Source organism: Streptosporangium sp. LJ11 (assembly GCF_051918945.1).
Classification (GTDB): Bacteria; Actinomycetota; Actinomycetes; order Streptosporangiales; family Streptosporangiaceae; genus Streptosporangium.
The window spans coordinates 432,426-446,024 of record NZ_JBPXMB010000002.1 but is presented as its reverse complement, the minus strand read 5'-3'; the positions used below and the strand labels follow the sequence as shown (position 1 = coordinate 446,024).

General features: G+C 69.9%; 12 protein-coding genes. 8 read left to right on the top strand and 4 right to left on the bottom strand.

Features of this window, described 5'->3' with window-relative positions:
- Positions 1 to 33: 33 nt before the first annotated feature.
- Entirely contained in the window at positions 34 to 1,704 is a 1,671-nt protein-coding gene (locus ACTOQ3_RS04390; protein WP_440082101.1) for a CTP synthase, read from the bottom strand.
- 156 nt (positions 1,705 to 1,860) lie between these two features.
- Between ACTOQ3_RS04390 and ACTOQ3_RS04385 the strand changes: the two genes are divergently transcribed.
- The 3 genes from ACTOQ3_RS04385 (at position 1,861) to ACTOQ3_RS04375 (ending at position 4,088) form a co-directional block, all read left to right on the top strand.
- Positions 1,861 to 2,607 (top strand): acyltransferase, encoded by a 747-nt coding sequence (locus ACTOQ3_RS04385; protein WP_440082100.1) that lies wholly within the window; start codon positions 1,861 to 1,863, stop codon positions 2,605 to 2,607.
- 67 nt (positions 2,608 to 2,674) lie between these two features.
- A complete protein-coding gene (locus tag ACTOQ3_RS04380; protein ID WP_440064903.1) occupies positions 2,675 to 3,268 on the top strand; it encodes a DUF4126 domain-containing protein in 594 nt (197 codons plus the stop codon).
- Between the two features lie 205 nt (positions 3,269 to 3,473).
- On the top strand, positions 3,474 to 4,088 hold the full coding sequence (locus tag ACTOQ3_RS04375; RefSeq protein WP_440082099.1) for a hypothetical protein: 615 nt from the start codon (positions 3,474 to 3,476) through the stop codon (positions 4,086 to 4,088).
- A gap of 168 nt (positions 4,089 to 4,256) precedes the next feature.
- On the opposite strand, the gene ACTOQ3_RS04370 is transcribed toward ACTOQ3_RS04375, so the two are convergent.
- Positions 4,257 to 4,922: a hypothetical protein gene (locus ACTOQ3_RS04370; protein ID WP_440082098.1), complete on the bottom strand. Its 666-nt coding sequence runs from the start codon at positions 4,920 to 4,922 to the stop codon at positions 4,257 to 4,259.
- A gap of 163 nt (positions 4,923 to 5,085) precedes the next feature.
- Complete coding sequence (uvrB, locus tag ACTOQ3_RS04365; RefSeq protein WP_440082097.1) at positions 5,086 to 7,197, bottom strand: excinuclease ABC subunit UvrB; 2,112 nt, start codon at positions 7,195 to 7,197, stop codon at positions 5,086 to 5,088.
- A 178-nt stretch (positions 7,198 to 7,375) separates the two neighbouring features.
- On the opposite strand from uvrB, the gene ACTOQ3_RS04360 reads away from it, so the two are divergent.
- The 5 genes from ACTOQ3_RS04360 to ACTOQ3_RS04340 all read left to right on the top strand — a co-directional run bounded on the left by ACTOQ3_RS04360 (position 7,376) and on the right by ACTOQ3_RS04340 (position 12,936).
- Positions 7,376 to 9,046, top strand: a complete 1,671-nt coding sequence (locus ACTOQ3_RS04360; protein WP_440082096.1) for an SPFH domain-containing protein — start codon at positions 7,376 to 7,378, stop codon at positions 9,044 to 9,046.
- Positions 9,043 to 10,305 (top strand): SPFH domain-containing protein, encoded by a 1,263-nt coding sequence (locus tag ACTOQ3_RS04355; protein WP_440082095.1) that lies wholly within the window; start codon positions 9,043 to 9,045, stop codon positions 10,303 to 10,305. The genes ACTOQ3_RS04360 and ACTOQ3_RS04355 overlap by 4 nt, the downstream gene beginning before the upstream one ends.
- A 43-nt stretch (positions 10,306 to 10,348) precedes the next feature.
- On the top strand, positions 10,349 to 11,119 hold the full coding sequence (locus ACTOQ3_RS04350; RefSeq protein WP_440082094.1) for a sporulation protein: 771 nt from the start codon (positions 10,349 to 10,351) through the stop codon (positions 11,117 to 11,119).
- A 131-nt stretch (positions 11,120 to 11,250) separates the two neighbouring features.
- A complete protein-coding gene (locus tag ACTOQ3_RS04345; RefSeq protein ID WP_440082093.1) occupies positions 11,251 to 12,330 on the top strand; it encodes a sigma-70 family RNA polymerase sigma factor in 1,080 nt (359 codons plus the stop codon).
- A gap of 63 nt (positions 12,331 to 12,393) precedes the next feature.
- A complete protein-coding gene (locus ACTOQ3_RS04340; protein WP_440082092.1) occupies positions 12,394 to 12,936 on the top strand; it encodes a dihydrofolate reductase family protein in 543 nt (180 codons plus the stop codon).
- 260 nt (positions 12,937 to 13,196) lie between these two features.
- Here ACTOQ3_RS04340 and ACTOQ3_RS04335 read toward each other — a convergent pair whose 3' ends face one another.
- Entirely contained in the window at positions 13,197 to 13,370 is a 174-nt protein-coding gene (locus ACTOQ3_RS04335) for a hypothetical protein (protein WP_440082091.1), read from the bottom strand.
- Positions 13,371 to 13,599: the final 229 nt, after the last annotated feature.

Sequence of the window (13,599 nt, the reverse complement as noted above, 5' to 3'; positions counted from 1 at the left end):
TTTCCCCCGTGCCCGCCTCCGCTCGCGAGCCGCTCACTTTCCCCGCCCCGCCTTGGCGGCGGTGCCGCGGATGTCGGCGTACGTCAGGGAGGCGCCGATCAGGCCCTTGAACAGCGGATGCGCCCGGGTCGGCCGGGAGCGGAACTCGGGGTGCGCCTGGGTGCCGATGAAGAAGGGGTGGACGTCGGCGGGCAGCTCGGCGTACTCCACCAGGCGGCCGTCGGGCGAGAGGCCGGAGAAGACCATGCCGACCTTCTCCAGCTGCTCGCGGTAGGAGTTGTTGACCTCGTAGCGGTGGCGGTGGCGCTCGTCCACCTTCGCCATGCCGTACAGCTGGCGGGCGAGCGTGCCCTCGCCGAGCCTGGCCGGGTAGAGGCCCAGCCTCATGGTGCCGCCCATGTCGCGCTCGCCGGAGACGACGTCCTCCTGGTCGGCCATGGTGGAGATGACCGGGTGGGTGGTCTCGGCGTCGAACTCGGTGCTGCCGGCGTCCTCGATGCCCGCGAGGTTGCGGGCGGCGTCGATGACCATGCACTGCATGCCCAGGCAGATGCCGAGCAGCGGGATCTTGTTCTCCCTGACGTGACGGATCGCGCCGACCTTGCCCTCGATGCCGCGCACGCCGAAGCCGCCGGGGACCAGGACCCCGTCGACGCCGTCGAGCTCGCGGGCCGCGCCCTCGGGGGTCTCGCAGTCGTCGCTCTTGACCCAACGGATGTTGACGCGGGCGTCGTTGGCGAAGCCGCCCGCGCGCAGCGCCTCGGTCACCGACAGGTAGGCGTCGGGCAGGTCGATGTACTTGCCGACGAGCGCGATCGTGACCTCGTTGGCCGGGCGGTGCACCCGGCGCAGGAGCTGCTCCCACTCCTTCCAGTCGACGTCCCTGAAGGGCAGGCCCAGGCGGCGCACCACGTAGGCGTCCAGGCCCTCGGAGTGCAGGACCTTGGGGATGTCGTAGATGCTGGCGGCGTCGATGGCGGAGACGACCGCGTCCTCGTCCACGTCGCACATCAGGCTGATCTTGCGCTTGAGCGCGTTCGTGACCGGGCGGTCGGAGCGCAGGACGATCGCGTCGGGCTGGATGCCGATGCTGCGCAGCGCGGCGACCGAGTGCTGGGTCGGCTTGGTCTTCAGCTCACCGCTCGGCCCGATGTACGGCAGCAGCGAGACGTGCAGGAAGAACACGTTGTCGCGCCCGACCTCGTGGCGGACCTGGCGGACGGCCTCCAGGAAGGGCAGCGACTCGATGTCGCCCACGGTGCCGCCGACCTCGGTGATGACCACGTCCACGTCGGGTCCGGCCATCGACCGGATGCGGTCCTTGATCTCGTTGGTGATGTGCGGGATGACCTGCACGGTGTCACCGAGATACTCGCCGCGGCGCTCCTTGGCGATGACGTTGGAGTAGACCTGGCCGGTGGTCACGTTGGCCGAGCCGTGCAGCTCGGTGTCGAGGAACCGCTCGTAGTGGCCGACGTCGAGGTCGGTCTCGGCGCCGTCGTCGGTGACGAACACCTCACCGTGCTGGAACGGGTTCATCGTGCCGGGGTCGACGTTGAGATAGGGGTCGAGTTTCTGCATGGTGACCCGCAGGCCGCGCAGCTTGAGGAGGCGCCCGAGGCTGGAGGCCGTCAGTCCCTTCCCAAGACTGGAGGCGACGCCGCCGGTGACGAACAGATGCTTGGTGTGTGCGGCGCTGCGCAAGAAGGCTCCCGTGGTCGTTACAGATCGTCGGCGCACCCTGATGAATGGCCTACAGGTCCACGGGCTCTCAGAATATCAAACGGTGCAGGCGAAGTGCCCGGACAACCCCCCACCCACATTCTCCTCAAACACAACCAAGCGGTAATTTGATCCGTTATGTCACTTCATGGTGCGGTACGGCGTGCCCTGGGCAGCCTCGTCCACCGGATCTGGGAGGCGGTCCGCACGGCCGGCGCCGTCACCCCCGCCAGCCCCGCCGGATACCGCTTCCGGCGCCTCGGCGAGGGCACCTGCCTGTCGTTCCCGCTCGGAGCCGTCTTCGGCGAGGCCTGGATCGAGATCGGCGACCACACCCTGATCGGCGAGCGGGTCTCCATCTCCACGGGCATGGGCCCCGGGGTGGACCTGGGCCCGGACTCGATCGTGCGGATCGGCGGGGGCTGCTCCATCGGCAGGGGCAGTCACATCGTGGGCCACCAGTCGATCGACATCGGCGACGACGTCTTCACCGGCCCGTACGTCTACATCACCGACCAGAACCACGTCTACGACGACCCCGAGGCGCCGATCGGCCGCCAGTGGCCGCGCAACAACCCGGTGTCGATCGGGTCGGGCTCGTGGCTGGGCACCGGCGCGATCATCCTGCCGGGCACCCGGATCGGCAGGCAGTGCGTGGTGGCGGGCGGGGCGGTGGTGCGCGGGGAGTTCCCCGACCACAGCGTGATCGCGGGCATCCCCGCCAAGGTGGTGCGCCACTACGTACCGGGCCAGGGGTGGCTGCCACCCCACCTGGAGGTCGCGGAGGCCGGGAACGTCCGGGACGTCCGGGACGCCAGGGACGCCAGGGACGCCAGGGACGCCAGGGACACTGTGGACACCGAGACCGGAGTGATATCGCGATAGGGGACGGATCGGGATCGATCGACGGCCGGGAACCGTTGAAGGAGGAGAGAGACACTACGGAGGTGCGATGCTCGCGGCACTGACAGGCCTTGGACTCTCCACCGCGGCCGGGCTCAACGCCTACATCCCGCTGCTGGTGGTCGGCCTGCTCGCCAACTTCACCGACCACGTACGGCTGCCGCAGGAGTTCGCCTGGCTGTCCAACGGCTGGGTGCTCGGGATCATCGGCGTGCTGCTCCTGGCGGAGTTCGTGCTCGACAAGGTCCCGGTGGTCGACAGCGTCAACGACATGATCCAGACCGTCGTCCGCCCCGCCTCCGGAGGCGTGGTCTTCAGCGCCACCGAGGCCGCCGCCCGGCTGGACGGCTCGACCTGGATGGCCCACAACCCCTGGCTCAGCTGGGTGCTGGGCATCGCGATCGCCCTCGCCGTGCACACCATGAAGGCGACCACCAGGCCCGTGGTCAACGCCACCACGGCCGGGGTGGGAGCGCCCGTGGTCAGCACGGTCGAGGACGCCGGGGCACTGGGCATCAGCCTGGTGGCGATCTTCCTGCCGGTCCTGGTCGTCGTGGTGGTGGCGGGGCTGGCGCTGTTCGCCTGGTGGGCGACCCGCAGGATACGGCGACGGCGGCGAGAGGCCGCCCCGAGCCTGCGATGAGACCGCACCCGCGCGACACCGTCACAGGCCCCGGTGTGGTCCCTGTCGCGAACCACACCGCGGTGCCCGTCATGACCGGCGCCGCGCACCCCGCCGGGGGCGCGGCATCCCTCTCCGCACCGGCCGACCCCGCGAGGCCTGACGCCCGCGCGGGGACCGCGGCGCGGGCTATGCTCGAAACACCCTGTCCAGCCCCTGTCGGGAGGTGGCTCCGATCGGCGATTTCCTCATCGTCCTGCTGGTGATCATGTTCTTCTTCCTCCTCCTGGGAGGAGTCGGGATCTACCTTCTGGTCAAGGTCGGCAGGAAGGCCACGAAGAAGGCCAGAGCCGTCTCCACCAGGGTCGCGACCCACGTGGCGGCGATGGGCACCGGCGACGCCGCGGAGACCGAGCGGATGCGCATCGACCTGCGGCGCGAGGTCTCCCTGACCCGCCAGGCCGTGGATCACGCGCTGCGCGACGGCTGGGGCCTGGGCGACCTGCCCCACCTCGTGGCGGAGATCTCGGTGCACGCCGACCAGCTCGACGCCCAGCTCGCCCACTACGCCCAGGAGCGCCGGGTCTCGCCCTACATCGACCACACGGCGCTGGGCCGCCTGCGCGAACACCACGCCAAGCTGACCACGTCCTGCGCCAGGATCAGGGCCGACCTGCGCAACGACCAGATGGCGCACTCGGCCGGGAGCATCGAGGAGATCCAGGGGCGCACCGACCTGGAGATCGAGGCACGCCGCCGCGCCCCCGACCCGCTGGACCAGATCGACGAGCTGTACAACCGCACGATGATCAACCGCACCCACCCCGACGACTCCCGCTGACCGTCCCCTCACGGCGGCTCCCGCCGCGGGGGGACGGTCGCCGGGCCGGTCACCGGCGAAACCCGCCGGCGACCTCTCGTGGTCGTCGCGTCCCGAACGGCCCGCGAGCCGCACACGGTGAGGCGGATGTGGGCTTCGAGGTCGACATCGATCTCGATCTCGGTGAATTCATCGGTTCCTGACATCCTCCCGGCGGCCGGGGCCGGGGGCCTCCGCGCCGGAGGCGTTCGACGAGTCCCACATCCCGGCGAGATCGTCGTAGCCGGCTCCGGCGTTGATGCGGGCGCGCATGGCCTGGGCTTGGGCGGTGGTGGGCAGGAAACCGTCGAGCAGGGCGGGCAGGCCGAGGCGCCAGCCGAGCAGGGCGCTCGGCGACTGCCGGTGCCCGGCGCGGATCACCGAGACGCCGACCCTGATCGCGTGCTCGTTGCCGGGCGGGACGCCCGGGCGGTCGGTCTCGACGGCCGAGTAGCGGAAGCCGTCGGCGAGGTCGCAGGGCGGGCAGCCCAGAGGACCCCTGCCCAGCCGGGTCCCGCAGCCGGGGCAGACCAGCCGGTCGAGGGCGCCGTCGACGACCCGCCAGTCGTGCCGGTCGGGCTCGTCGGCGACCATCTCGGCGATCGCCGACTCCTCCTCGGCGGAGAGTCCCACCCCGCCGGACCCGGCGGCCGGTCCTGCCCCGCCATGTCCGGCGGACGGCCCGGCCGCGCCGAACCGCTCTCGCAGGAACCCCCGCCAGCCGTCCTCGACGATCCGGTCGACCAGCGCCGCGCACCGGGCACAGCCGGGCGCTCCGCCGTACTCCCAGCAGCCGCAGCCGTCACACCGTCGCATACGGCGACCGTATCCGGCCGCGCCCGCGACGGACGAGCCGTTTTCCCCCGGCCCGGCTGCGCCTCCCGGACGCTTCGCTCCCCCGCGTGGCCCCCGGTCCTCCCGTCGTCTTCGGCGACCGGTCGCGCCCGCGGCGTATCGGACCATCCGGAAGGCGGCCGGGTCAGGAGACCCCGGCCTCGCGCATGTCGCGTACCTCCCGCTTGAGCTCCTTGATCTCGTCGCGGAGCCGGGCGGCGACCTCGAACTGGAGATCGGTGGCGGCCTGGTGCATCTGCTCGGTGAGCGACTCCATCAGCGCCTCCAGCTGTGCCCTGGGCATCTCTCCGGCGATCGTCCTGGCGTGCTGGCCCGCCTGCTTGATCGCGAAGCCGGGGACGGGGGCCTTGCCGCGCGACTGCTGGCGGCCGCTGCCGCCGAGGAGCTGGGCGGTGTCGGCGTCCTCGCGGTTGAGCGAGTCGAGGATGTCGGCGATCTTCTTGCGGAGCGGCTGCGGGTCGATGCCGTTGGCCTCGTTGTAGGCGATCTGCTTGGCCCGGCGGCGGTTGGTCTCGTCGATCGCCCGCTCCATGGAGGGGGTGACCCGGTCGGCGTACATGTGCACCTGGCCGGAGACGTTCCTGGCCGCGCGGCCGATGGTCTGGATCAGGGAGGTCTCCGAGCGCAGGAAGCCCTCCTTGTCGGCGTCGAGGATGGCCACCAGCGACACCTCGGGCAGGTCGAGACCCTCGCGGAGCAGGTTGATGCCGACCAGCACGTCGAACTCGCCCATCCGCAGCTCGCGCAGCAGCTCGATGCGGCGCAGGGTGTCGACCTCGCTGTGCAGGTAGCGGACCCGGATGCCGAGCTCCAGCAGGTAGTCGGTGAGGTCCTCGGACATCTTCTTGGTCAGCGTGGTGACCAGGACCCGCTCGTCCTTCTCCGTGCGGGTGCGGATCTCGTGGACCAGGTCGTCGATCTGCGACTTGGTCGGCTTGACGATCACCTCGGGGTCGATCAGGCCGGTCGGCCGGATGACCTGCTCGACCACGTCGCCCTTGGAGCGGCCCAGCTCGTAGGAGCCGGGGGTGGCCGACAGGTAGACCGTCTGACCGATCCGCTCCAGGAACTCCTCCCACTTCAGCGGGCGGTTGTCCATCGCGGAGGGCAGGCGGAAGCCGTGGTCGACGAGGGTGCGCTTACGGGAGGCGTCCCCCTCGTACATCGCGCCGATCTGCGGGACGGTCTGGTGGGACTCGTCCAGGACCAGCAGGAAGTCCTCGGGGAAGTAGTCGAGCAGGGTGTTGGGCGCGCTGCCCGGGGTGCGGCCGTCCATGTGGCGCGAGTAGTTCTCGATGCCGGAGCAGGTGCCGATCTGGCGCATCATCTCCAGGTCGTAGGTGGTGCGCATGCGCAGCCGCTGGGCCTCCAGGAGCTTGCCCTGGCGCTCCATGGTCTCCAGGGTCTCGGCCAGCTCGGCCTCGATGCCCCGGACGGCGCTCTCCATCCGCTCGGCGCCCGCGACGTAGTGGGAGGCGGGGAAGATGTAGAGCTCCTCGTCCTCGGTGATCACCTCGCCGGTGAGCGGGTGCATCGTCGCGAGCTTCTCGATCTCGTCGCCGAACATCTCGATCCGCACGGCGAGCTCTTCGTACTTGGGGATGATCTCGACGGTGTCGCCGCGCACCCGGAAGGTGCCCCGGGTGAAGGCCATGTCGTTGCGGGTGTACTGCATGTCGACCAGGCGGCGCAGCAGGGTGTCGCGGTCGATCTCCTGGCCGACCTTGAGCCTGACCATGCGGTCGACGTACTCCTGCGGGGTGCCCAGGCCGTAGATGCACGACACGGAGGCCACCACGATCGTGTCGCGGCGGGTCAGCAGCGAGTTGGTCGCCGAGTGGCGCAGCCGCTCGACCTCCTCGTTGATCGAGGAGTCCTTCTCGATGTAGGTGTCGCTCTGCGGGACGTACGCCTCGGGCTGGTAGTAGTCGTAGTAGGAGACGAAGTATTCGACCGCGTTGTTGGGCATCATCTCGCGCAGCTCGTTGGCGAACTGGGCGGCGAGCGTCTTGTTGGGCTGGATGACCAGGGTCGGCCGCTGGAGGCGCTCGATCAGCCAGGCGACCGTGGCGGTCTTGCCCGTGCCCGTGGCGCCCAGCAGGACGTTGTCCCTGTCGCCGGCCTTGACGCGCCGTTCGAGCTCGGCGATCGCGGCGGGCTGGTCGCCCGATGGGGTCATGTCGGTGACGACTTCGAAGGGCGCCACCCTGCGCTGCAAATCTGTTACCGGCCTCACCTGTCCCACTGTAGGCGGCGTGACCGACAATCCTTCTTCATAGGTCCGCGCACGGGTGGACCGGCGTCAACCGCGTGGCAAGCGATCCGCAAGCGGGATCCCCTTGACTGTCTTGCGTGCCAATGATCACAAAGCGTGATATATCGGGCTATCGATCTATCACCATCCCGGAGGTGTGATGTCCCGGCCAAGAGAAGCCGCGCAGTACGCGAGGGCCGCAGCCCAGGCCATAGGACAGGGCGGCGACGTGCGCCAGGTCGTCGGGCAGGCCGTGGGGCAGTACGCCGGCCAGTCGGCGGGACAGTACGCCGGGCAGGTGGCCGAGCAGTTCATGGGCCAGGTGGCCGGGAACACCGGCTCCGGCGGCTCAGGCGGTTCCGCCGGCGAGAAAGGCTTCGCGCTCAACCCCTCCGACTTCATGGCCGCCCGCGACCAGGGCTCGTCCCTGGGCACGGTGATCGAGGCCCGCAGCGCCCCGCTCAACGAGGCCGGGGAGATCGTCAACCGGAGTTTCAGCGGCAACGGCCCGAACGGCGAGCCGGTCCACGTCATCTCCCCCGTGGTGATCCCCAAGGGCACCACCGCCAGGGTGGTCGTCCCGCTGGTCGTGCTGGCCGGGCTCGGCCTGGTCGGGCTCGTCGCCACCGGCCTGCCCGAGGGGGCCCGGGTGCTGTTCGGCCCGCACTACTGGGCCGTGCTCGTGCTGGCCGCGGCGTTCCTGTGGTGGCGCAGGAGCGTGGTCATGGTGCCCGAGGGCTGCAAGGCCCTGATCACGAAGTTCGGCAAGCTCGTGCAGATCGCCGAGCCCGGCCGGGTGACGCTGTTCAACCCGTGGAAGCGGGTCAGCTACATCGTCAACACCACCCGCGAGTACCCCTTCAACGCGCCCATCCGCGAGGCCCCTACCCAGCAGGGCGTCAAGGCCAGCGTCGACCTGTTCCTGCAGTTCCGGATCGAGGACCCGGCCGAGTTCATCTTCGTGCTCGGCTCGGTGAGCGGCTTCCAGGCCAAGCTGCAGAACGCCATCAGCGAGGTCACCCGCTCCCTCATCTACGCCCAGCGCGCCGAGGAGATCTACGACCTGGTCGGCGAGAGCACCATGGGCATGCTGGACAACCTCAACCAGCAGTTCCTGCCCGCCGTACGGCTCACCGACGTCAACATCACGCACGCCGAGCCGTCCAGCCAGGAGTACCGGATGGACCTGGCCGCCCCCGAGATGATCAGGGTCGCCAAGGAGGCGTACACCTACGAGTACGAGCTCCAGCTGCGCAAGGAGCAGAACGAGGGCGACCTGATCAAGGAGCTGGCCGGGCTGCAGGAGCAGCTGTCGGCCATCCACGCCGAGATCGCCGGGCACCAGGCCAGGATCGACACCGCGCTGGAGCGCGCCTCCCACCAGGCCAAGGCCCAGGGCGGTCAGCGGCTGGTGGAGGCGGAGTCCACCGCCAAGGCCAACGCGGCGTTGCTGGAGGCGCAGGCGCTGGACATCCGCTCGCTGAGCGCCGCCGAGGCGCCGGAGATCCTCGACTACCGCTTCCAGCAGGACCTGCTCGACAAGCTGGAGTCCGTCGCCTCTCACCTGCCGCGCCTGGTGCAGGTCGGCGACGCCGTCGACATCGACCTGCTCGCCCTGGCCAGGCAGCTGGTCGGCAACCCCGAGGCCCAGCTGTTCTCCCAGGCGGACATGGCCGCGATCAGGGCGCGGATGAGCGAGATCGGCGGCCGCGTCGAGGAGCGCGGGGCGGAGATCAGCGCTCTGCTCAACACCCCCGCCGACACCGTCGTCCCCGTCCCCTCCCCCGTCGCGGGCCAGGTCGCCCAGGAAGTCCAGGAAGAGGTCCGATGAGCGGCAGAGAGTTCTCCAAGATCAAGGAATCCCTGGCCTCCTGGTCGGAGATCCGCCAGCTGCTGCGCGGCGGCGAGTCGGGCCAGCTGGTCCCGGTGGTGATCCCCAAGGACCGTCGCGGCTTCGCCTGGGTGGCACTGCTCTTCCTCGCCCTCTACCTGGCCGGCACGGCGGTGTTCGCCGGCGGGGCGCTGTCCTTCCTGTCCGCGGTCGGAGCGTTGTTCTCCCTGGTCGCGGCGCTGGTGTGGCTGTGGCGCCGGGCGATCATCGAGATCGAGGAGGGCACCACGGGCGTGCGCAGCCGGTGGGGCGCCATCGTCGGCACGCTGCCCCCGGGGCGCCACTACCTGTGGCTGCCGTGGGACCGGGTGGACGCGGTGGTCGACACCTCCACCGAGATCCCCTACTCCGCGCCGATCGTGGCCTGCCCGACGGCGGAGAACGTCCCGCTCAAGTCGATCGAGTTCTTCCTGAAGTTCCGCATCGTCGACCCGGTGGCCTTCGTCCGTACGATCGGCGCCGGTAACTTCGACCTGGTGCTCAGCAGTGCCGTACAGGACGCCATCCGCCAGCGCAGCCGCCTGGTGAACACCGAGCGCGCCTACGACCTGCGCGGGTCCGACGTCGGCGACATGCAGGAGCTCCTCACCCGCCAGCTCGGCCGGTACGGCGTGCGCATCACCGGCGCCAACATCCCCGACGTGCAGCTGCCCGACCAGTACCAGCAGCATCTGGCCACCCGCGAGAAGGTCGCCAAGGAGCTGTCGGCCTTCGAGCGCGAGTGGGAGCTCACCCGCAAGCGCAGGATCGACACCCTGCTGATGGAGATCGAACGTTCCAAAAAGACGCGCGACGCGCGTATCGTCGAGGTGAGAGCCGCCGCCAACACCGCCCGTAAGGACGTCGCCCGCATGCTGGAGGAGCACGAGACCGAGGCGCAGCGGGTGCGCTGGGAGATCGAGGCGAAGGGCCGGGCCGAGCTCACCTCCGCCGAGAACGAGGCGAAGGGGCTGCGCAGGCTGGCCGACTCCTACCGCGACAACCGCGCGGTGCTCCAGTACGAGCTGGCCCGCCGCAGGCTCGACGTGGGCGCCAGGCTCGCCGAGAGCGCCCCGCGCCCCGTCGTCGTCCGCACCTCCGGCGCCTCCGGCGACACCTCCGCCCTGTCCACCCTGCTGATGGCCCAGATCCTGCCCCAGCTGAACGGCGGCGGCAACGGCGGCAACGGCCAGGCCAGGCCGCAGCACCAAGCCCCCTGACAAGCCCTTGATGAGAACAATCTCCAACCCCTGGGAGTCCTAGATGGTGTTCCGTAAGTTGATGGCCGCGTTCGGCGCCGGTGTCGAGGTCGACACCGTGCTGCAGAACTCGCAGGTGCGGCCCGGCGAGGTCCTGCGCGGACAGGTCAACTTCCGCGGCGGCGGCTCCGACTACAAGGTGGAGGGCATCTTCATCGACTTCACCGCCGTCGTCGAGGTCGAGAGCGGCGACAACGAGTACAAGTCGACGTACAGCTTCCTGCGCCAGCAGATCACCGGCCCCTTCCACCTCGCCGCGGGCGCCCCGCAGTCGGCCCCCTTCGAGATCCAGGTCCCCTGGGAGACCCCGATCAGCGCCATCGGCGGACACCCGCTGCGCGGCATGCAGCTCGGCGTCTCCACCGAGCTCGCCCTCGCGGGCGCGCTCGACAAGGGCGACCTCGACCCGCTGTTCGTCAACCCGCTGCCCGCCCAGGACCACGTCCTCGGCGCGCTGGACAACCTCGGTTTCCGCTTCAAGAAGGCCGACCTGGAGCGGGGCACCCTGCACGGCTCGCGGATGCCGTTCTTCCAGGAGATCGAGTACTACGCGGGCCACGAGTACCGCCGCCACTTCAACGAGCTGGAGCTCACCTTCATCGCCGGCCCCCAGGCCATGGACATCATCCTGGAGGCCGACAAGCGCGGCAGCTTCGGCTCCAGCAACGACACCTACAGCCGCTTCACCGTCCGCTACGACGACCACCCGGGCCAGGTGGAGCAGTCGCTGCGCGGCGGCCTGCAGTCCATGGCCCAGAAGCGCGGCTGGTTCTAGCCTTCCTCTCGTGAGTGACGGGTGTGCCCTGGTCGCCGGGGCACACCCGTTTCGCTGTTCACCGGCGCGTGAGGAGCGCCGGGCCGCGCCTCCGTCATGTCTGTCGTAGGGTTCCCGACAAAGACCGGCCGGTGGCCGGAGTACGGGCGAAGGGCGGTCGGGTGGGCGCGGGTGACGGCGACGCGGTGGTGGCCGCCGCGCGGGCGGGCGACGAGCCCGCGTTCGCGGCGCTCGTCGAGCGTCATCGGGGCGAGCTGCGGGTGCACTGCTATCGGATGCTGGGCTCGTTCGACGAGGCGGAGGACCTGACGCAGGAGACGTTCCTGCGCGCGTGGAAGCACCTCGGCGGTTTCGAGGGGCGCTCGTCGTTCCGGGCCTGGCTGTACCGGATCGCGACGAACGCGTGCCTCGACGCCCTCGACGGGCGGGCGCACCGGGTGCTCCCCCGCCACCTGTCAGGGCCGTCGGATCCGAGTGCCCCGCTGTCGCCCCCCGCGGACATCGCGTGGCTGCAGCCGTTCCCCGACCGGCTGTGGGAGCCGGTCGCGCCGAGCGAGACCGAGCCGGATTCCGTGGCCGTCACCAGGGAGACGATCGAGCTGGCGTTCCTGGCCGCGCTCCAGCACCTGCCGGCCCGGCAGCGGGCGGTGCTGATCCTGCGCGACGTGCTCGGCTGGCCCGCCAAGCAGACCGCGGCGCTGCTGGAGGGCAGCGTGGCGTCGGTGAACAGCGCGTTGCAGCGGGCCAGGGCGACGATGAAAGAGCACCTGCCGCAGCGCCGCCTGGACTGGGCGCCGCCGGCGGAGCCGACCGAGCGGGAGCGGGCGGTGCTGCGGCGCTACATGGACGCGATGGAACGCGCCGACCTCGCCGCGGTCGCCGACCTGCTGGCCGAGGACGTACGGGCGGAGATGCCGCCGTGGCCCATGTGGTTCCGGGGCCGCGACGCGGTCGTGGCGACGCTGGCGGCGAGCTGGGACACCGCCTCGCCCGACTACGTGGGCCGGTTCCGGATGCTGCCCGTCCGGGCCAACCGGCAGCCGGGCGCGGCAGTTTACGTACGGCGCCTCGGCGAGCCCGTCTACAGCGCCTTCGGGATCGGCGTGCTACGGATCGAGGACGACCGGATCGCGGAGATGACGGCCTTCCACGATCTCGGCCTGTTCGCGGCGTTCGCCCTGCCCACGACGTTGTCTCCCGGAGGCCGATGAGTTTTCGCGCGATCCGCCGTCTCAGAACGGGTCAACCACAATCGATCCTGACGGAGGCACCCCATGGGCAAGATGCTGTATTCGGTCACCATGTCACTGGACGGTTTCATCGCCGGTCCGGGTGGTGACATGTCCTGGCTGACCGAGCACCTCGGCCCCGACCCGGCGGTGGACGAGCTCATCGGCGAGATCGGCGCGCTTCTCATCGGCAATCGCACCTTCCGTGGCGACGACCCCCACCGAGGCACCGACAAGGAGGAGAAGCCGTTCGGCGGAGCGTGGACCGGGCCGCAGTTCGTGCTCATCCACCAGATCCCGGACACGCCGATGCCGGGCATCACCTTCGTCGACGACCTCGGCAGCGGCGTCGCCGCGGCCAAGGCCGCCGCGGGTGACAGGTACGTCAACATCCTCGGCGCCGACGTCGCCCGGCAGTGCTTCGAGGCGGGTGTGCTCGACGAGATCCTCGTGTTCGTCGCGCCCGTCATGCTGGGCGACGGCGTCCGGCTGTTCGACCACCCGGGCGGGACCAACGTCAGGCTGGAACGCATCGCCCTGAACCACGTGCCGCACGCGACGAGCATCCGGTTCCGCGTCGCCGGCTGAGCCGTCTCCGGCTCGCATGCTCGAACTCACGGGCGACGGCCACCCGCCCGTCAGTGTCCGAAACCCGGGCTGACAGGGGTCCTGCGCCAACTGGCGTCACGCCTGCCGCGCGTCCTGGCCCAGAGCGTTGAGATGGTCAACCGTTCAAAACCTCAAGGCGCCGGTCGTAGCCGACAACGGCCGGCGCCTCCCACAGGCAGAAGGCCATGTTCCCGAAAGGGACGATGGCCTCCCCTCCACCTGCGTCGGGGGAAGCTCAACTACAGCAGCGCGGCCAGCCCGCCCAGCGCGCCGATGGCGATGGTCATCCCCATCAGCAGTGCGGCGGGCGTCGATTTGCCAGAACGCAGCGCAAGCACCACCGCGACTCCTCCCAGAATCAGAGAGATCGTAGTGACGATGATCCCTCGGATCACCGATTCGGACACAGACATCAAACCTCCGTATCGCAAAGAGCCCCGGACGACGATTCGCCGGGGCCGTGGAATTTGCTGCCTTATGCCTACCAACGCCAAAGATGACCCGCTCCGTGAAGATCGTGGTGGACCGATCTCGGGACAGCCCGGAACGGTACCGGAACCAACGAGGCGCTCGACGATGCTTCAGACGGTGGCGTTCCGCACGCTCCCGTTTTCGTTTCACATGCGCTACGCCAGCTCAACA